The sequence below is a fragment of the Clostridium mucosae genome, assembly GCF_024622765.1.
Taxonomy (GTDB): domain Bacteria; phylum Bacillota; class Clostridia; order Clostridiales; family Clostridiaceae; genus Clostridium.
This window is the reverse complement of record NZ_JANKAF010000004.1, coordinates 25,356-43,783: the sequence shown is the minus strand read 5'-3', so window position 1 is coordinate 43,783 and position 18,428 is coordinate 25,356. Positions and strand designations below refer to the sequence as shown.

Below are 18,428 nucleotides of genomic sequence, written 5' to 3'. Positions count from 1 at the left end.
TAAGTATAATTATATAAATGTCTGATATTTATTACAACTTATATATAATCTATTATTAATTCCTCCTCACTAAATGTATTTTTATTTCTGTTCAAAGCCAGTATCTTTAAATAATCACAAATTGCTATAATTATAACATAAAAAAGAGAAATCACAGAGAACTATTTACTCAAAAGTTAATAGCTTACTTTTATTAAGGACGTCGCGTAACGCGACTCCCTTTACACTTTCTTATTACTTTTCTAATGGGCTCGCGAAACGCGAGCCCATTTTAAGTTATTGATTTTCCTTACTTAAAAGAGTTTTTAATGAGATTTTTTTATCTATTATTTAAATATGCATAAAACTAAATATTTAATATTTTTAAAATCTTTACTATAAAAAAGCTACTTTAAATTAATATCTCTTTTATAAGCCTTATCTAAATATCCATAAGAATATGTCCTGTTAGTATATATCTTTCTAATTTCTTTACTTCGCATTTTTCCTTTTTATTAAATAATAAATAAATACACAACTAAAAATAGAAATTATAGTTCTTATGACACTACTAAATTTATCTAATCCATCTAATCCATACATTGGGCCAAAGCAAAGTAATATAAATGGTATAATTAATGAAAGATAAATATCTAACTTTGATATAATTATCATTAATACTATTAATATTAAATCAAGTATCCAAAATCCTAAAAATATTTTTAATAACTTCTTACTTTTCAACCAATTTGCTAGTAAAATAATTGCAGGCCAAAATAGTATATATACTATTGATACTATTATATTTTTAAACTTTACTGGTCCTCCCATTAAAAACTCATTAAAATTTAAGCATAAAGAGGTAATAATATTCAATATTCCTACAATGAGAATCCATACTTTTTTAATCTTTAGTTCCAATTTACTTTTAAGATTATCTTTCAAAATAACTCCTCTTATTAACTTTATCATTTTCTTATTTATTTCAATTCTATATCCTAATATTAATATCTTACATTTAAAAACTTACAAAAATCTCATTCTATTACTTAAATTTTTCTAACAAAATACATGTTATATATAGGTATTAGTTATTATCCTAAAAAAAGTAGAGCAACCTATTTTGTTGCTCTACTTTTCTATAAGCTACTACTATGCAATTTCTTCAATAGCTCTAACTTCTCTAAGTTTTTCTTCTACTAGCTCTATAAGCTTTTCTTTATCAGCTTCGTTATTTACTACATCCATATTATCCATATCTATTATTAAAACTTCTGATGCCTTGTAACAATTTTCTACCCACGCATCATAATCTTTCCATAGGAAGTGATAATATTCCTTTAAGCTTTCATCAATTTCAAATTCTCTTCCTCTTAATGCTATTCTATTTAAAACTGTTTCGAAAGAACCTTTTAAATATACCATTATATCTGGAGCTTTCTTAGGAAGTTCTTCTAATTCTTCTAGCATATTATGTAGAAGATCTTCATATATTTTCATTTCTAAGTCGTTAATTCTGCCAAGTTCCATGTTCTTCTTAGCAAAGTACCAATCTTCATAAATTGATCTATCTAAAACGTTATTATTATGTACTAATGCTTCTTTTATACTTTTAAATCTAGTGTTTAAAAAATAAAGTTGTAATAAAAATGGATATCTCTTCTTTTGGATTTCTTCTTCATTTTCACTATAAAACAAAGGTAAAATAGGGTTATCATCTACACTTTCATAAAATACATCTGATTTAAAGTGCTCCCCTAAAATTTCAGCTACAGAACTTTTCCCAAGACCTATCATACCACCAACAACTATCAACATGCTTCACCTATCCTTTACTTTTTGTCTTTCTCTATATTACATAATTTAAAATTCACTTTCAAGTCTTGACTTTTATTTTTATACCATATATAGTATTTATTCTATTCTTAAAACACCTTATATAGTAGTTATACTATTCTTAAAATCTATATATTCACATTTATTTGAATTATCAATAAGTTTTAATTTTATATGTAAATCATATTTAATTCAAGCTATTGGTTCATTAATGGACTATATTCAAGGCAAATATATTAAAATGTGCATTAAAAAAGCTGCTCTTACAAAGCAGCAAAAATAATCATCAAAACCATTAATAAAAATATTTATCGCATTATAATAAATATAGGCATATGAATTTTAATAAACAAAAAGTACTACATTACTTTATATTTTAATCCATCTATTATTCATAATTCCACTATTAATTAAACCAATATCACAATTAAATACATTCCTAATGGCATCTGCTAATAAATTGGTTATAGGATTTTTCTCTACTACATCATGCCAAATATCTCTATCTATGCTATAAAGAGATGCTCCAATTTTATAACAATTCTCTTCTTAATTCTTCTCCTGATTTTGGAGATAAATAGCTAAATGGGATATCTAGCACTGTACGTGCTCCTGTTTGCCCTTCTTTATGTAATCTATACACAGCTCTTGCATAAGATAATAGCACACAAGAAGTAAACTCTGGATTACTATCAAGCTTTAAACTAAATTCCATTCTTTGTTTTGTACCATCTCCTGTAATCCCTGTACGAATAACAAATCCCCCATGAGGCATACCCTTATGATTTTTATTCATTTCTTCTTCAGTTATAAAATTTACTGTTGTGTTATACTCTGAAAAATAATCAGGCATATTTATAATTTCATTTTTAATATAATCTAAATCTGCATCATCTTCTGGTACAACATAACAAATTCTTTCATGCTTTTCTCTAGCTGAAAAAACTTTATTATTTTCTGTACGAATCATTTCAATAGTACTTTCAATTGGTACAGTATATTGAACTCCATCCTTAACACCTTTAACTCTCCTAATAGCATTTGAATGTCCTTGACTTACACCCTTACCCCAAAAAGTATAATCTTTTCCATTTTTAAGTACTACCTGACCTAGAAGACGATTTAATGAAAATAAACCTGGATCCCAACCAACTGATATAAGTGAAATAGTACCAGCATTTTTAGTTACATTATCTAACACATTAAAATATTCTGGAATCTTTGCATGAGTATCAAAACTATCTACTGTATTAAACATTTTTGCTATCTCAGGTGTTTGCCTTGGTAAATCAGTAGCAGAACCCCCACAAAGAATCATAACATCTATTTTCCCCTTATAACTTTCAATCTCTGAAATATGTTCTACCTTTGAAGTAGTTACTAATTTCTTTGGATTTCTTCTTGTAAAAATAGCCTCTAATTGAATATCTGGATTTTGTTCTAAAGCTAATTCTACACCTTTACCAATATTTCCATAACCTACAATACCTATTCTAATCTTATTGCCCATATACTTCCTTGGCTCTAAAACCAAGCTCCCCCTTTTTATAGATTTTAAATTTACCTTTATAATAATATTACCATATCATTTAATTTTTTCCAAAAATTCTTTTCGTTTAATAATTTAGAATATTTGTAACATAAATTTCTTCTATGTACATTAATATCTACATTAATATCTACATTAATATCTACATTAATGATGATAATACTCTTTATATATAATTAGAGTATTTTAATAACCTAATAAAAAAAGATGCTGTATCATATCAATGTTACAAAATTTTAAATTAATAACATTAGTATAATACTGCATCTTTTTCTTTTTACATAAGCTTTAATATTTCTTTTTTTATAGCTACAAATTCATCACTAGTAACTATATCTTCATTTCTCTCTTTAGGTAAATTAACTTTTATTTCACCTTTTATACTTGCAGGTTTTTCTGATATTATATATATCCTGTTAGAAAGTAATATCGCTTCTTCTATATCATGAGTTATAAATAATATAGTTGAATTCATTTTTTTAGTTAAATCTAAAAGCCATTTTTGCATCTTTCTTCTCGTCATAGAATCTAATGCTCCAAAGGGTTCATCTAAAAGCATTATATCGTTAGATGTTAAATAAGTTTTTAAAAAGTTGGCTCTTTGCTTCATTCCACCTGATAATTGCAATGGATATTTATATTCAAATCCCTTAAGCCCAAATTCATCTATATGTTTTTTTACTTCTTCTCTTGCGCTCTTTTTGCTATTTCCCTTAAATATAAGTGGAATACCTATATTATCTATAACCTTTTTCCAAGGTACCATCATATCCTTTTGATACATGTAGCTTAATTTTCCATTTACCTCTACTTCTCCACTATCACTATTTATTATGTTAGTTAAAATATTAAATATTGTACTTTTACCACTACCTGATGGTCCTAGAATAGATATAAGTTCTCCCTCTTTAACATCTATATTAATATCTCTTAATATTTCCATTTCATCAAAGGACTTAGATACATTTTTTAACACAATTTTATTTTGATAAGAACTCATTTGTATAAGCCTCACTTGCTTTCATTTCCTTATTGATTAATTTATTATCATATAAGAATTTTGTATAGTTATCCCACACGCTATCTTTCATTTCTCCCCAAATCTTAGTATCTTCCATATATTTATCTGCAAGATACTTTTGGCTTTCTATTGCAAGCTCTTCACTAATTTCAGGTACTTTACTTACTAATAGCTTTGCACTTTCTTCAGGATTTGCTATAGCCTCTTCATATCCCTTAGTAGTTGCCTCCATAAACTTCTTAGCTAAATCTTTTTTGTTATTAACAGTATCTTCAGTTGCTGCAATAATTGGTGTGTAATAATCTAAAGCTGGATCTAAATCTCTAGCTGGTATATAGTTTATATCAAAACCTCTTAGCTTAGCTTCTGTATTAGTCCAAGCTTCAAATGTCCACTCAAAATCTAAATTATTCTTAGTTGCAATAAAGAAATCCTCTGTTCCCGCATCTACAATTTTTAATTTACTAAAATCTGCTCCATTTTTCTCCATTACAGCCTTTAATATAGCTTGTTCTGATGGACTTCCCCATCCACCATAAACTTTATTTTCAAAATCCTTAACTGTTTCAATGCCCTTTTCTTTTGGAGACGCAAAGCCTGATGTATTATGTTGAATTATTGCTGCTATAGCTTTAACTGGAAGTGGACTATCTGATGTTCTTGCATATGTTAAATCTTCTTGATAACTTACTGCAAAATCTCCCTTACCAGCAGCTAAAAGTTGAAGTGATGATCCTTCTGATGGTTGTATTATTTCAACATCTAAGCCAAGTTCTTTATAATATCCTTTTTCCTGTGCAACATATAATCCAGTATGATTAGTATTTGGTGTCCAATCTAAAATTACAGTTACCTTTTCTAAACCTTCAGAACTCTTTACCCCTTCATCTTTTTTGCTACATCCAGTAAATATTGTTAGTGCTGTTACTGACGCTAATACTACTGATATAATTTTCTTTTTTAACATTACTATTTCACCTCTAAATTCATTGTTCTTAATTTTATTTCTTCATACTTAGTTTTTTATTATTCCATGGAGTAAATACCTTCTCCATTAAAGAAACTAAAAGGAATATTCCCATGCTTATAGCAACTATAATTACTATTGATGCAAACATCTTATCTAATGCATATGCGCTTCTTGCTCTTGTCATATATACCCCAAGACCTCTATCGCCTCCAAGCCACTCTCCAATTACAGCTCCCATAATGCTGTATGTTGCTGCAATTCTCATACCTGAAAAGAAATTTATCATTCCATAAGGTAATTTCAAATGTAAAAATACATTAAATTTTGATGCTCCCATCAATTTAAAATGATTTATTAAATCCTTATCTACACCTTCAAGTCCATCAACTATACTTATTACTATAGGGAAAAAACACACTATAACTACAACTATTATTTTAGGTAACGCTCCAAAACCAAACCAAATTATAAATAATGGTGCAAGAGCAACTGTTGGTATAGTTTGAGAAATAACAAGAACTGGATATAAAGCTCTTTTAATTAATGGAACCATATCCATAATTATTGCTAATATAATAGATAATGCTATTGCAATTAAAAATCCTACTAGACCTTCATATAGAGTTGCAAAAATATGTGGTATCATATTTTTGAAATCTTTAATTAATACTTCTATAACATCAGTTGGAGCAGGTAATATATACTTTTCTATTCCTCCAACATTAACTATAAGTTCCCATATAATTAACAAAATTAAAATAAAAACTATAGGTGCTATCTTATTTCCTATACTTCTTAATCTTTTCATCCATCGTCACGCCTTCTTTTTTATAATCTATTTTAACCATAGATACTATTCTTGATGCACCTTCTTCGGTACAAATTTCTTGAGATTTCTTTACTATCTCTAATAGTTCTTCAAACTCACCTTCCATTGTTGTTTCCATAGCCCCTACTTCATACTTAACTCCAGTAGATGCTATATATTCAATAACCTTGTCCACAACAGGATAAATTCTATCCTCACTTACTGTTGGTATAACTTGAAGACTTACATTACAAAGTGACATAGCCCTCTCCTCCTTCTTAATATATTTAAAAGTAAACAAATCCTATTTTGTCCATAGCGTAAAAAAATACAGTATCTCTGATTAGAAATACTGTTTTATAGTTCAATTTGTATATTTTTATTCAATAACAAATAATCTCCCTACGTTGGCATTATCCAAATCAGGTTCATGGGTCAAAATAGTAACAATTTTATCTCAGGCAGTTCGCTGCCCCCCCAGATTTCTATTTACTTTTTATAATTCCATTTTATTCATCTTTACTATAAATGTCAAGTTAATCAATAATCCTTATCAATTAAAGAAGCCTATTATCTAATAAATTTAAGAAATAAATTAATTATTATATACTTATTCTAATTATTACTTTTATTTGCTCCATATAGCACAATTATAAGTCCTAAAATTCCTACTATTATTTTTATAGTTGCCATTGAAATTAAAATAGCAAATAATATTACTGATATTCCAATTATCATAATATTTAAAGACGATGATTGATTTTGAATAACTTTATAAACATACATACCTAATAAAATTAAAACTGCTATCATAATTAGCATTGGTATCCCAACAAACATAAGATTCATCATTTAACTTCCCCCCTTTCCAAATCTAATGTATATCTCAACACAAGACTTTATTTATACACAGGAGTTATCAAACAATTTAATTAAATGTCTTTGCGATATCTCCTATAATTAAATTATTCTAATTAATGATTTTTGAATAATTTTTCTCTATACTCTTCAGTAATTCATTAAGATCTATCTTCTTATAATCTGCAACTTTTTTAGCTACATCTATTATTGCACTTGGATAACCATACTCTCCATTTACCCATTCTAATGCTGTTGGTCCATCAGTTTCTATAAGTATTTTATTTAATGGTATTTTATCTAAAACTTCATTAGTTTTATCTGAATAACCTATATCTACACTTATTGTAAAATAACAACCAAGCTCAATATATTTCTCTAATGTACTTATTTCCCCACTATACCAGTGTATAATAGCCTTATTATAATTATACTTTTTAAGAGTATTATAAATTTCCTCTTCTGCACCTTTCGTATGAATACTTACAAACTTATTTCTTTTAATACTTTCGTTCAATATAAAATTAAAAATCCTTCTTTGTGCTTCATAAGTGCTTGTATCCTCTACCCAAACATAATCTAGGCCTATTTCACCTATTATTTCACATTCTTCTATATATGGTATAAGCTCTTCTAAACCTCCTTTATATTCTGCTGCTTTCCATGGGTGGATACCAAAGCATGGCTTAATAAATTTGCTTTGTTTGCTATATTCTTTATTCTTAATATAGCTTTCTACATCCATACTATTAGCTAAAGTTAATATTTCATTCTTATTTATATCTTCAATTGCTTTTTCTATATTTTCTTCAAAAAAATCTAAATGTGTGTGTGCATCTATATACATAATTCCCTCCAAAAGTTCTAATATAGAATATAATTAACTCATTAATTATATTCTATATTAGTAATTTCTTAATTATATCCTTTTCCTTTTAATATTAATGATATAATTGCACTTATATCTCTATCATCTTCTATAATTAATATATTTTCTCTCATATTTCTCTCCCCAATCTACTATCTAACTAAATTATATAGTATGAATATTAACATATATTAGCAACTTATTTCCAAGTTGTAAATTTTATAATTATATTAATTCTATTATACATATAAACATGCTTACAAATAAATACATTTGCCTTATTAAATAATATAAAAAAGATGATTCTCTTAAATCTAGAATCATCTTTTTTATATTATTATTTTAAATTTTCTCCATTGCTTTCTATTACTTCCTTATACCAATAGAAACTTTTCTTTTTATAACGTTCTAAACTACCTGTACCATCATCATTACGGTCAACATAGATAAATCCATATCTTTTCTTAAGCTCAGCTGTTGAGGCACTTACTAAATCTACACATCCCCAACTAGTATATCCCATAACTTCTACTCCGTCTTCAATAGCTTTACCTAGTTCTAAAAGATGGTCATTTAAATATTGAATTCTATAATCATCAAGTACAGTTTTTTCACCGTTAACTTCTACAAGTTTATCCATTGCTCCCAATCCATTTTCAACTACAAATAGTGGCTTTTGATATCTATCATAAAAGTAATTACAAATATATCTTAATCCTTGAGGATCTATTTGCCATCCCCATTCTGATTCCTTTAAATATGGATTTTTAACTCCTGAAGTTAAATTTCCTCTTCCTTTTTCATATTTATTTATATCTTTAGCTGTACATTTACTCATGTAATAGCTAAATGAAATAAAATCTACAGTATTTCTTAGGATTTCTTCATCTCCATCTTCCATATTTATGCTTATTCCAAGATCTTTAAATAGCTTTTTAGTATATGACGGATATTTTCCTCTTACATGAATATCTGTAAAGAACATTAAGTCTCTATCTCTTTCCATAGCTGCTATCATATCATCAGGATTTGGAGTCATAGGATAATTAACTACTCCAAGTACCATACACCCAACCTTTGCATCTGGCATAATTTCATGAGCTAATTTAACAGCTAAAGCACTTGCAACTAATTCATGATGAGCAGCTTGATACAAATCTTGCTTTGTTAACTTATCTTTAGGTGTTAAAATTCCTGCTCCCATTAAAGGAAAATGTAGTACTGAATTTATTTCATTAAATGTTAGCCAATACTTAACTTTTCCCTTGTAACGCTCGAATACTACTCTACAATAGTTTTCAAAGAATTTTATTAATCGTCTATCCCTCCAACCATCATAAACTTTAGCTAAATGAAGTGGTGTTTCATAATGAGAAAGTGTTATAAGTGGTTCGATTCCATATTTTAAACATTCATCAATTACATTTTCATAAAACTCTAAGCCTTTTTCATTTGGTTCTGATTCGTCACCTTTTGGGAATATTCTTGACCATGCAATAGAAAATCTTAAAACTTTAAATCCCATCTCTGCAAATAGCTTTATATCTTCTTTGTATCTATGGTAAAAATCTATACCTATTAACTTTAGATTGTCTTCTATCGGCTCTTCTGATATAGGCCCCATTATTCCATTTGGCATAATATCTTGAATTGATAATCCTTTTCCATCTTCTAAGTACGCACCTTCGCATTGATTTGCTGCAATGGCACCTCCCCATAGAAAGTTATCATTAAACATTGATCTCACTTTATATCCCTTCCTTATTTAAGAATTCTTATTAAAGTTTCTTTTTCATTTATGAATGTTTTTTCTGTTGGAAGAACATCCATATAATCTGCTGTATTTGTTATTATAACAGGAGTTATTATATCATAACCTTCATTTTTTATTCCTTCTTTATCGAATTCTAATAATAAATCTCCAACTTTTACATTACTTCCTTGTTCTATATGAGAAGTAAAATACTTTCCATTTAATTGAACTGTATCAATTCCTATATGAATTAAAACTTCAACTCCACTTTTACTTCTTAATCCTATAGCATGCTTCGTCTTAAATATAGATTCCACAGTTCCTTCAATTGGTGAATAAACCTTTCCTTCTGTTGGTAAAATTGCTATTCCTTTTCCCATAAGTTCCTGAGAAAAAACATCATCTTTAACTTCTGATAAAGGAAGAACCTCACCCTTTATTGGACTATTTACTACTAATTCACCTACTACTGAAGCTGCACTATTTTCTTTTTTGTCACTTTTTTCTGTCTTATTATCTTCACTTTGTGCATCTTTAAATCCAAGTATTAAAGAAGCAATTATTGTTGCTACAATTGATATAACTATTGTAATACATGCATTTCTAACATTTGCTAAGTCATCTGAAATATAAACTGGTATAGCTGCTAAACCTGCTGTTGCTGATGCATAAGTTCTTATTCCTGTTAATCCTGCATAAAGCCCTGCTATTCCGCCACCTATCATTGATGCATAAAGTGGTGTCTTTAATTTGAAGTTAACACCATAAAGTGCTGGTTCAGTAATTCCCATATAAGCAGTCATACTACTTGATAAACTTAATTGCTTTAAGTCCTTATTTTTAGTCTTTAATCCAACTACTAATGCTGATGTTGCTTGTGCGATATTAGATGCTAACATACCTGGTCCTAAAATAGTCCCATAACCTAATGTAGCATATTGAATTTGCTGTATTGGTGCAAAACAATAGTGCATTCCTGTCATTACAAAGAATGGAGTAAATGTTCCCATTATTACAGGTATAAGCCATCCTGCTCTATCATTAATAAAGTTCATTCCTACTGCTAAACCATTACCTACAATGTTTCCTAATGGCCCTAAAATTGAAAATCCAATTATAGAAGTTAATAAAATAGTAATAAGCGGTACTAAGAATACTTTCACTGAATTAGGTGATATTTTTTTAGCAAATCTTTCTATATATGATTGCGCATATATGATCAATAATATTGGTACAACACTAGATGCATAAGAAATCATAGTTATTGGAATTCCAAAAAACTTTACTGGATCTCCTGTATTTAGAGCAGAAAAACTTGGATGAAGTAACGCTGCTCCTAATATAGCTGCAAAGTATGGGCTACATTTAAATCTTTTAGCAGCTGAAAATGCTAATATTACTGGTAAAAAATAAAATACAGTATCACTTATAAATGTTAAGAATATATAAGTTTGAGTACCTGCATCTACAAATCCAAAGGCCTTTAATATAGCTAATACAGCTTTTATCATACCTGAACCTGCAAGTGCTGGTATAACCGGAGTAAATATAGCAGTTATTGTTCCTAATATCTTATTTATTATTCCTGTCTCATTATCTTCTGAAGAAGATTCATTCTCTCCAAAGTTACCAAGCTTATGAAATTCATCACAAACCTTACTTACATTAGTTCCTATTATAACTTGGAATTGTCCATTTTTATTTACTACACCTTGTACTCCTTGTAGTTTTTTAATTGCTTCAGCATCTGCCTTACTAATATCGTTTAAGTTAAATCTTAAACGTGTCATACAATTAGTAACACTTGCAACATTTTTTTCTCCTCCAACTAATTTCAATAAATCAGTTGCTAAATTCTTATAGTTCATATTTTCCTTCTCCTTTTCTATTATTTTTATTTATTAAAAAAGACCTAGAGTGTATGTAATAAATAATTAATAGTCCATTTATTACATACACTCTAGGTCTTGCCTGCTTAATCAGTAACAATCCTAGTAAAAATAATCTCATTTAATTTTCATTTATAGTTATTCTTTTTATATGAACAGTTAAATATACTAATTCATCACCTGATAATCTTCTATTATATTTGTTCTTTATTAAATCTGCAATTTTCAAACTACATCCATACTCCTTAGGATATCTAACCTTTACTATTTCTTCAAAATCTTTATCTACTTCTTTTACTTCTTCACTATTATTCAATACCCTATAAGCAAAAAACTTTAAATGAGTAATAAATCTTGTATAATATAAATCATCTTCCTTAAAGTCTATTTTGTATTGATATCTTATTATATTTAACACATTTTGTATTAACTCTGTAACCTTGATTGTATCTCTATTACTTTCAGAACCCAACTCTGAGTTCACAACATGCATAGCAATAGATGCTGCCTCATCTTCAGGTAATTCTACATCAAATTCTTCATTTATTAATTCTAAAGCCTTTAGTCCTATGTTAAATTCATCTGGATAAAATCTTTTTACTTCCCATAGAAGTGCATTACTAAATTGCAACCCAGATTTTTGTCTGGAAACAGCGAAACTAATATGATCTGTTAATGTAAGGTAAACATTTTCATTAAGCTCATGATCTAACTTTTGTTGTGCATATTTTATGATATTTTCAGTAACTCTCATGTACTCCATTGGAATTTGGGTTAAGAGAGAATATAGTTTTCCTGCTACATTTTTTGATTTTAAGAAGAATTCCTTCTCTATTTTCTTTTTATCTACTTCATCGCCTTTTTTCTTCTGAAATCCTATTCCTGATCCTAAAAGAATCCTTTCTTGATTTCTTTCATTAACAGCGCATATTACATTATTGTTTATTATACGTGTAATCCTCATAGATGCCTCCTACTGTAATATTACAGAAAATAAAAATAAACCTAAACATTAAGCAAATATACATAAATATATACTTACTTAATGTTTAGGTCTTGCCTGCTAACCAGTAACAATCCTAATTAAAACAAATAGAATATTATTTGTTTTAATTATATCATCACAATAACTTTTTATCAATATATTTTTTTAATTTTATTATATAGTTATTTAATAAATGTCATATTTCTATAACCAATAGAGCTCCAAACAATATGGTATTTATTATTTTATAATTTATATATCATTTATATCTAATGATATATTTATATTTTTGTTTTTAGGCTCTAATCTAGTCATCTTTACTCCTGCAGCATTCAATAATCTTTTAGATGCCTTAACATTATCTGAATCTGAATATTTATCTGAAAGGTATACTACTTCTTTTATTCCAGCTTGTATTATTGCTTTTGCACATTCATTGCATGGAAATAAAGCAACATATATTTTAGAGCCATAAAGGTTAGTTCCTCTACTATTTAAGATAGCATTAAGTTCGGCATGTACTACATATGGATATTTTGTCTCAAGAACATCACCTTCTCTATTCCATGGGAACTCATCATCTGAACATCCTCTTGGTAATCCATTATATCCTTGACTTAGAATCTTATTATCATCATCGACTATGCAAGCCCCAACTTGAGTACTCGGGTCTTTACTTCTCTTTCCAGCAAGAATTGCTACCCCCATAAAATATTCATCCCAAGATATGTAATCATTTCTTTTCATTTAAATCCCCCCCTAAGATAACTAAGAATTAAAATAAGACTTATTATGTATAAATATATTAACCTTGGAATTTAGTTAATTAATTTTTATTATAAATTATACATTTTTATTACTTTTAAAATATATTTTTATTATAGCATTAATTTTAAAAGATTCTATATTATCTAACAAAAATAAATAATTTAGAACCTATAATAATACTGTTTTTGACAGAATTACAAATATGTTAATTAAATTAGAATTAGTGTTATAATTAAATCATTCCATTTATAGAATAAATTATAAATGTAATAATTTTATCTATTTAAAAATAGTAAACTTTATTGTTATATATTATTAAAATATATATGTATATAAATTTAAAGGAGAGTACCAATGAAAATTAAAAAAATCGCTTTTATTATGGTAATTTTATTATCAGCTGCTCCACTTACATCATGCTCAAAAAATAATAAAAACCCAATTGAAGAAAAACAACAAATTGAAGAAAAGCAACAAATAAAAGATACTGCTAATGAATTTGATAATGCTAATAACGCTGATTCATATTCTTCAACAAACAGCGGTTCCTCGACAAATAATGGACAAACAAATGAAAATACTCAAGAATCTAATTCACCAATTCAAGTGACTAAACTAGAAGGAAGAAGAAAAGAATTTATAGAAAAATTAGATAATATCCAAAAAGAAATTGATTCCTTGCCTGAAAAGAAGGATTCAGATGCTGGAATAACTATTGCTATGAAAAGTTATTACGGAATATCCTATGATATGTATGATAAAGCATTAAATGAAATTTATGATTTACTAAAAGAAAATTTATCACCAGAAACAATGCAAAACTTACAAAATGAACAAATTAAATGGATAGAAGACAAAGAAGCTTTAGCAAATGAGGAAGCTGATAAATATAAAGGTGGGACATTTGAGCTTGTTGCATATAATATATCTTTATATGAATCAACAAAAAATAGATGTTATGAATTAGTTAATAACTATATGACAGATTAAAGTTTATAAATAAAGGAGATATCTCAAAATTAAAAATGTAAAGTTTAGAATGAAAGTAAAACTACTGAAAGTAGTTTTTAATATAAATTTAAGCATTTCAGTATTAAATACCACCTCAATTTTGCATTCTAAATTCTACATTCAATAATTTTCTAAGACATCTCCTTATATATTAAATCTACATTATAGTCATTTTTATTAATATTAAATTACTTATTTAAACTTTCTAAATCTTAAATAACGTTCTTCTAAAAGTGCCTCTTTAGATTTATTATTTAATATCTTAAATTCATTTATTAATTCTTCTTTTATAGAACTTGCAACTAACTCTATATTTTTGTGAGCTCCACCTCTAGGCTCCTTTATTATCTTTTCAATTATTCCTCTTTCTAAAAGCTCATATGAAGTTATTCCCATAATCTCCGAAACATCCTTTGATTTTGAAGGATCCTTTAAAAGTATAGAAGCAAATCCCTCTGGAGAAAGTATAGAATAAACTGAGTTTTCAAGCATCCAAACTCTATCTCCACAAGCTAAAGCTAACGCCCCACCGCTTCCACCTTCACCTATAATTATTGAAATTATAGGCACTTTAATTTGTGCTATTTCTATTAAATTTCTTGCTATTGCTTCTCCTTGCCCTCTTTCTTCTGCACCAACACCACAGTATGCACCAGATGTATTTATAAAACAAACTATAGGTCTATTAAATTTCTCGGCTTGCTTCATCAACCTTAGAGCTTTTCTATATCCTTCTGGATGCGGAGATCCAAAATTTCTTTCCATATTTTCTTTTAAATCTTTTCCTTTTTGAATTCCTATTATAGTAATTGGATTTCCATTTAAAAGCCCAATTCCTCCTACTATAGATTTATCATCTTTATAACATCTATCTCCATGTAATTCAAAAAAGTTAGTAAATATTTTATCTATATAATCAAGTGTAGTTGGTCTTTCTACCATTCTTGCTATTAATAATCTATCATAAGCCTTGATTTTTTTATTCACAACTACACCTCCTTATTCCTATGAAATTTCAAAAGAGTTGAAAGAGCCTTTTTTAAATCTTCTCTTTTTATAATATTATCTATAAATCCATTTTCTAATAAAAATTCTGCACTTTGGAAATCTTCAGGCAATTTCTCTTTTATAGTTCCTTCTATTACTCTTCTTCCTGCAAAACCTATTAATGCATTAGGCTCTGCTAGTATAATATCTCCAAGCATAGCAAAACTTGCTGTAACTCCACCTGTTGTTGGATCAGTTAAAACAGTTATATAAAGAAGTCCTTCTTCGCTATGTTTTGCAAGTGCACTACTTATTTTAGCCATTTGCATCAAAGAAAATATTCCTTCTTGCATTCTGGCTCCTCCAGAAGCTGTGAAGATTATAATAGGTAATTTTCTTTTAGTAGCCTCCTCTATTGCTAATGTTAATTTTTCTCCTACTACAGTTCCCATACTTCCCATTAGAAAGTTTGAATCCATAACTGCAATAATTGTTTTACTTCCACCAATTTGACATTCTCCTGTTACTACTGCTTCAGAATGACCACTCTTTTCTTCGTTAGCCTTTAATTTTTCTTCGTAATTTGGAAAATCCATTGGATTTTTAGACTTCATATATTTATTAAACTCTTTAAAAGTATCTTTATCACAAATATATGATAATCTTTCATAACTACCTAACCTAAAATAATGATTACAATTTGAACATATATTAAGATTTTCTTCTAAAGACTTTTTATATAAAATTTTGCCACATTTATTACATTTTACCCAAGTTCCATCTGGAACTATAGGTATATCTTTTTCATCTTCTTGTGGAGTTATGTTAATAACTCCGTATTGTCTCTTTTTAAAAATCCCCATAATTTTCACCAACTATAAATTATATTCTTTGCTTATAAAACTAGTATCAAAGTCCCCTAAGCGAAATTTCTCATTATTTAAAATATCCATTTGAAAATCTATATTATTATCAATACCTTCTATAACAAACTCATCTAGTGCTCTAAGCATTTTATTAATTGCTTCTTCTCTATTCTTTCCATAAGCTATAAGCTTAGCTATCATTGAGTCATAAGTTGGAGGAATAGTATATCCTGAATAAACTGCTGTATCTACTCTTATTCCATTACCTCCAGGTAAATTTAAAAATTCAATTTTTCCTGGTGAAGGTATAAATCCTTTTCTAGGATTTTCTGCATTTATTCTACACTCAATAGCATGCCCCTTTATCTCAACTTCACCTTGAGAAAAACTCAGTCTTTCTCCATTAGCAATCTTTATTTGCTCCTTTACAATATCAGTTGATGTTATCATTTCTGTTATTGGATGCTCTACTTGAATTCTTGTATTCATCTCCATAAAATAAAAATTACTGTATTTATCTACTAAAAATTCTATTGTTCCTGCATTAAAATAATTTACTGCTTTAGCTGCATTAATTGCTGCCCTTCCCATCTCTTCTCTTAAATTATCACTTAAAATTGATGATGGTGCTTCCTCTAACACCTTTTGATTTCTTCTTTGTATAGTACAATCTCTTTCCCCTAGGTGAATAATATTTCCATATTCATCACCTAAGATTTGAAATTCTATATGTCTAGGATTTTCTATAAACTTTTCAATATATATTGTATCATCGCCAAAATTCACTTTAGCTTCTGATTTAGCTGTAAAGTATGCATTTTCAAGTTCATCTTCTTTATGAACTATTCTAATTCCTTTACCGCCACCCCCTAAAGCTGCTTTTATCATTACTGGATATCCTATTTCTTTAGCCTCTATATATGCTTCGTCGATACTTTTAACTATTCCATTGCTTCCAGGTATTACTGGAACATCTGCATTTTTCATAATTTCTCTGGCTCTAGCTTTATCTCCCATAATGCTTATAGTCTTGCTACTTGGTCCTATAAACTTTATATTACACTCTTCACAAATAGATGCAAATTCAGCATTTTCTGATAAGAATCCAAAGCCTGGATGAATTGCATTGCACTTAGTTATAACTGCTGCACTAACAATGTTGCTTTCATTTAAATATGAGTCCTTTGATTTAGGTTTTCCAACACAAATAGCTTCATCTGCAAGCTGAGTATGCATAGCATCTTTATCAGCTTCTGAGTAAATAGCTACTGTTTGTATTCCAAGCTCCTTGCAAGCTCTAATTATTCTTACTGCTATTTCTCCTCTGTTAGCTATTAATACCTTTCTAATCATAAAAACACCTCTTTACTATCCTACCATAAAGGTTAATTCTGCTTCGCAAACCTTTTTATCATTTACATATGCAATTCCTTTTCCTATCCCTGCTGATCCTCTTATTTTAGTAAGCTCTACTTCTAACCTTAATGTATCTCCAGGAACAACCTTTTTTCTAAACTTTGCGTTATTTATCCCCCCGAAGTATGCTATTTTCCCTTTAAATTCATCTCTTTTCAAAAGTGCAACCGCTCCTGCTTGTGCAAGTGCTTCAACTATTAGCACTCCTGGCATAACTGGCTCTACTGGAAAATGTCCTTGAAAAAAGTACTCATTCATTGTTACATTTTTTATTGCAACTATTTTATTATCCTCTAAACTTTCAACTCTATCTAATAATAGAAATGGGTATCTATGAGGGATTATCTCCATAATTTCTTTTATATCCAAATATTTCACCTACTTTATCTTAAATAATTCCATTCCAAATTCTACAATATCTTCATCGTTTCTTAAAACTTCTACTATTTCACAATCTTCTTCTGCTGTTATTTCATTCATTATTTTCATTGCTTCAACTATACAAAGAACTTCACCTTTTTTCACCTTAGAACCTACTTCTACATAAGGTTTTCCACCAGGCGTTCCAGATGAATAAAATGTTCCAACTAAAGGTGACTTAATTGCCTTAAACTCATCTTTATTTAAATCGTCTCTCTCAATAGATTCTTCTTTTATTTCTGCTTTATTATTTATAACTATTGCATTATTTTCAGCTGAACTTATTGCCACACCATTTCTATTACCATCTTTTGATACTTCTTTAAAACTTTCTTCATTTTTACTAAGCTTTAATTTAATACCTTCACTTTCTAATTCAAATACTCTAAGAGAAGATGAATCTATTGACTTTATTAATTCTTTTATTTGTTCATAAGTTAACAC

Annotated in this window: 19 protein-coding genes and 1 riboswitch; of the genes, 1 reads left to right on the top strand and 18 read right to left on the bottom strand. The window is 28.2% G+C overall.

What is annotated here, in order from left to right; translation table 11 throughout:
• Positions 1–471: 471 nt before the first annotated feature.
• The 13 genes from NSA50_RS06580 to NSA50_RS06520 all read right to left on the bottom strand — a co-directional run bounded on the left by NSA50_RS06580 (position 472) and on the right by NSA50_RS06520 (position 13,263).
• The gene (locus NSA50_RS06580; protein WP_257443915.1) at positions 472–924 is read right to left on the bottom strand and encodes a hypothetical protein; all 453 of its coding nucleotides are present in this window, start codon (positions 922–924) and stop codon (positions 472–474) included.
• 207 nt (positions 925–1,131) lie between these two features.
• Complete coding sequence (locus NSA50_RS06575; RefSeq protein WP_195429504.1) at positions 1,132–1,797, bottom strand: deoxynucleoside kinase; 666 nt, start codon at positions 1,795–1,797, stop codon at positions 1,132–1,134.
• Positions 1,798–2,347: 550 nt separating this feature from the next.
• Positions 2,348–3,325: a diaminopimelate dehydrogenase gene (locus NSA50_RS06570; protein ID WP_195263367.1), complete on the bottom strand. Its 978-nt coding sequence runs from the start codon at positions 3,323–3,325 to the stop codon at positions 2,348–2,350.
• Between the two features lie 316 nt (positions 3,326–3,641).
• Positions 3,642–4,364, bottom strand: a complete 723-nt coding sequence (locus NSA50_RS06565) for an ABC transporter ATP-binding protein (RefSeq protein ID WP_195263366.1) — start codon at positions 4,362–4,364, stop codon at positions 3,642–3,644.
• On the bottom strand, positions 4,345–5,352 hold the full coding sequence (locus tag NSA50_RS06560; RefSeq protein WP_195263365.1) for an ABC transporter substrate-binding protein: 1,008 nt from the start codon (positions 5,350–5,352) through the stop codon (positions 4,345–4,347). The genes NSA50_RS06565 and NSA50_RS06560 overlap by 20 nt, the downstream gene beginning before the upstream one ends.
• Positions 5,353–5,386: 34 nt before the next feature.
• Positions 5,387–6,163, bottom strand: a complete 777-nt coding sequence (locus tag NSA50_RS06555; protein WP_195263364.1) for an ABC transporter permease — start codon at positions 6,161–6,163, stop codon at positions 5,387–5,389.
• On the bottom strand, positions 6,135–6,425 hold the full coding sequence (locus tag NSA50_RS06550) for a thiamine-binding protein (RefSeq protein ID WP_257443912.1): 291 nt from the start codon (positions 6,423–6,425) through the stop codon (positions 6,135–6,137). The genes NSA50_RS06555 and NSA50_RS06550 overlap by 29 nt, the downstream gene beginning before the upstream one ends.
• Positions 6,426–6,545: 120 nt before the next feature.
• Positions 6,546–6,653, bottom strand: a riboswitch (TPP riboswitch).
• A 125-nt stretch (positions 6,654–6,778) separates the two neighbouring features.
• Complete coding sequence (locus NSA50_RS06545) at positions 6,779–7,015, bottom strand: hypothetical protein (RefSeq protein WP_257443903.1); 237 nt, start codon at positions 7,013–7,015, stop codon at positions 6,779–6,781.
• Positions 7,016–7,133: 118 nt separating this feature from the next.
• A complete protein-coding gene (locus NSA50_RS06540; RefSeq protein WP_257443902.1) occupies positions 7,134–7,868 on the bottom strand; it encodes a TatD family hydrolase in 735 nt (244 codons plus the stop codon).
• 358 nt (positions 7,869–8,226) lie between these two features.
• A complete protein-coding gene (ascB, locus tag NSA50_RS06535; RefSeq protein WP_257444198.1) occupies positions 8,227–9,627 on the bottom strand; it encodes a 6-phospho-beta-glucosidase in 1,401 nt (466 codons plus the stop codon).
• 23 nt (positions 9,628–9,650) lie between these two features.
• On the bottom strand, positions 9,651–11,510 hold the full coding sequence (locus NSA50_RS06530) for a beta-glucoside-specific PTS transporter subunit IIABC (protein WP_257443900.1): 1,860 nt from the start codon (positions 11,508–11,510) through the stop codon (positions 9,651–9,653).
• A gap of 142 nt (positions 11,511–11,652) precedes the next feature.
• Positions 11,653–12,495 (bottom strand): BglG family transcription antiterminator LicT, encoded by an 843-nt coding sequence (gene licT, locus NSA50_RS06525; RefSeq protein ID WP_195263359.1) that lies wholly within the window; start codon positions 12,493–12,495, stop codon positions 11,653–11,655.
• Positions 12,496–12,768: 273 nt separating this feature from the next.
• Positions 12,769–13,263 carry a deoxycytidylate deaminase gene (locus NSA50_RS06520; protein ID WP_195429485.1) on the bottom strand — a complete coding sequence of 165 codons (495 nt, stop codon included), beginning with the start codon at positions 13,261–13,263 and terminating at the stop codon, positions 12,769–12,771.
• A 375-nt stretch (positions 13,264–13,638) separates the two neighbouring features.
• On the opposite strand from NSA50_RS06520, the gene NSA50_RS06515 reads away from it, so the two are divergent.
• The gene (locus NSA50_RS06515; protein WP_257443897.1) at positions 13,639–14,274 is read left to right on the top strand and encodes a lysozyme inhibitor LprI family protein; all 636 of its coding nucleotides are present in this window, start codon (positions 13,639–13,641) and stop codon (positions 14,272–14,274) included.
• A gap of 213 nt (positions 14,275–14,487) precedes the next feature.
• Here NSA50_RS06515 and NSA50_RS06510 read toward each other — a convergent pair whose 3' ends face one another.
• Genes NSA50_RS06510 through accB form a run of 5 tightly spaced genes read right to left on the bottom strand, consistent with a single transcriptional unit; the run spans position 14,488 to position 18,428 of the window.
• On the bottom strand, positions 14,488–15,282 hold the full coding sequence (locus tag NSA50_RS06510; RefSeq protein ID WP_195429481.1) for an acetyl-CoA carboxylase carboxyltransferase subunit alpha: 795 nt from the start codon (positions 15,280–15,282) through the stop codon (positions 14,488–14,490).
• Positions 15,283–15,284: 2 nt separating this feature from the next.
• Entirely contained in the window at positions 15,285–16,145 is an 861-nt protein-coding gene (gene accD / locus NSA50_RS06505; protein WP_257443896.1) for an acetyl-CoA carboxylase, carboxyltransferase subunit beta, read from the bottom strand.
• Positions 16,146–16,157: 12 nt separating this feature from the next.
• A complete protein-coding gene (locus NSA50_RS06500; protein ID WP_195429479.1) occupies positions 16,158–17,501 on the bottom strand; it encodes an acetyl-CoA carboxylase biotin carboxylase subunit in 1,344 nt (447 codons plus the stop codon).
• Between the two features lie 15 nt (positions 17,502–17,516).
• Positions 17,517–17,933: a 3-hydroxyacyl-ACP dehydratase FabZ gene (gene fabZ / locus NSA50_RS06495; RefSeq protein ID WP_195263353.1), complete on the bottom strand. Its 417-nt coding sequence runs from the start codon at positions 17,931–17,933 to the stop codon at positions 17,517–17,519.
• Positions 17,934–17,942: 9 nt separating this feature from the next.
• A complete protein-coding gene (gene accB / locus NSA50_RS06490; protein WP_257443895.1) occupies positions 17,943–18,428 on the bottom strand; it encodes an acetyl-CoA carboxylase biotin carboxyl carrier protein in 486 nt (161 codons plus the stop codon).

Excerpts from the sequence above, each read along its gene's own strand:
- NSA50_RS06575 (WP_195429504.1), bottom strand. The coding sequence starts at position 1,797 with ATGTTGATAGTTGTTGGTGGTATGATAGGTCTTGGGAAAAGTTCTGTA.
- NSA50_RS06570 (WP_195263367.1), bottom strand. The coding sequence starts at position 3,325 with ATGGGCAATAAGATTAGAATAGGTATTGTAGGTTATGGAAATATTGGT.
- NSA50_RS06565 (WP_195263366.1), bottom strand. The coding sequence starts at position 4,364 with ATGAGTTCTTATCAAAATAAAATTGTGTTAAAAAATGTATCTAAGTCC.
- NSA50_RS06560 (WP_195263365.1), bottom strand. The coding sequence starts at position 5,352 with ATGTTAAAAAAGAAAATTATATCAGTAGTATTAGCGTCAGTAACAGCA.
- NSA50_RS06555 (WP_195263364.1), bottom strand. The coding sequence starts at position 6,163 with ATGAAAAGATTAAGAAGTATAGGAAATAAGATAGCACCTATAGTTTTT.
- NSA50_RS06550 (WP_257443912.1), bottom strand. The coding sequence starts at position 6,425 with ATGTCACTTTGTAATGTAAGTCTTCAAGTTATACCAACAGTAAGTGAG.
- NSA50_RS06545 (WP_257443903.1), bottom strand. The coding sequence starts at position 7,015 with ATGATGAATCTTATGTTTGTTGGGATACCAATGCTAATTATGATAGCA.
- NSA50_RS06540 (WP_257443902.1), bottom strand. The coding sequence starts at position 7,868 with ATGTATATAGATGCACACACACATTTAGATTTTTTTGAAGAAAATATA.
- ascB (WP_257444198.1), bottom strand. The coding sequence starts at position 9,627 with ATGTTTAATGATAACTTTCTATGGGGAGGTGCCATTGCAGCAAATCAA.
- NSA50_RS06530 (WP_257443900.1), bottom strand. The coding sequence starts at position 11,510 with ATGAACTATAAGAATTTAGCAACTGATTTATTGAAATTAGTTGGAGGA.
- licT (WP_195263359.1), bottom strand. The coding sequence starts at position 12,495 with ATGAGGATTACACGTATAATAAACAATAATGTAATATGCGCTGTTAAT.
- NSA50_RS06520 (WP_195429485.1), bottom strand. The coding sequence starts at position 13,263 with ATGAAAAGAAATGATTACATATCTTGGGATGAATATTTTATGGGGGTA.
- NSA50_RS06515 (WP_257443897.1), top strand. The coding sequence starts at position 13,639 with ATGAAAATTAAAAAAATCGCTTTTATTATGGTAATTTTATTATCAGCT.
- accD (WP_257443896.1), bottom strand. The coding sequence starts at position 16,145 with ATGGGGATTTTTAAAAAGAGACAATACGGAGTTATTAACATAACTCCA.
- NSA50_RS06500 (WP_195429479.1), bottom strand. The coding sequence starts at position 17,501 with ATGATTAGAAAGGTATTAATAGCTAACAGAGGAGAAATAGCAGTAAGA.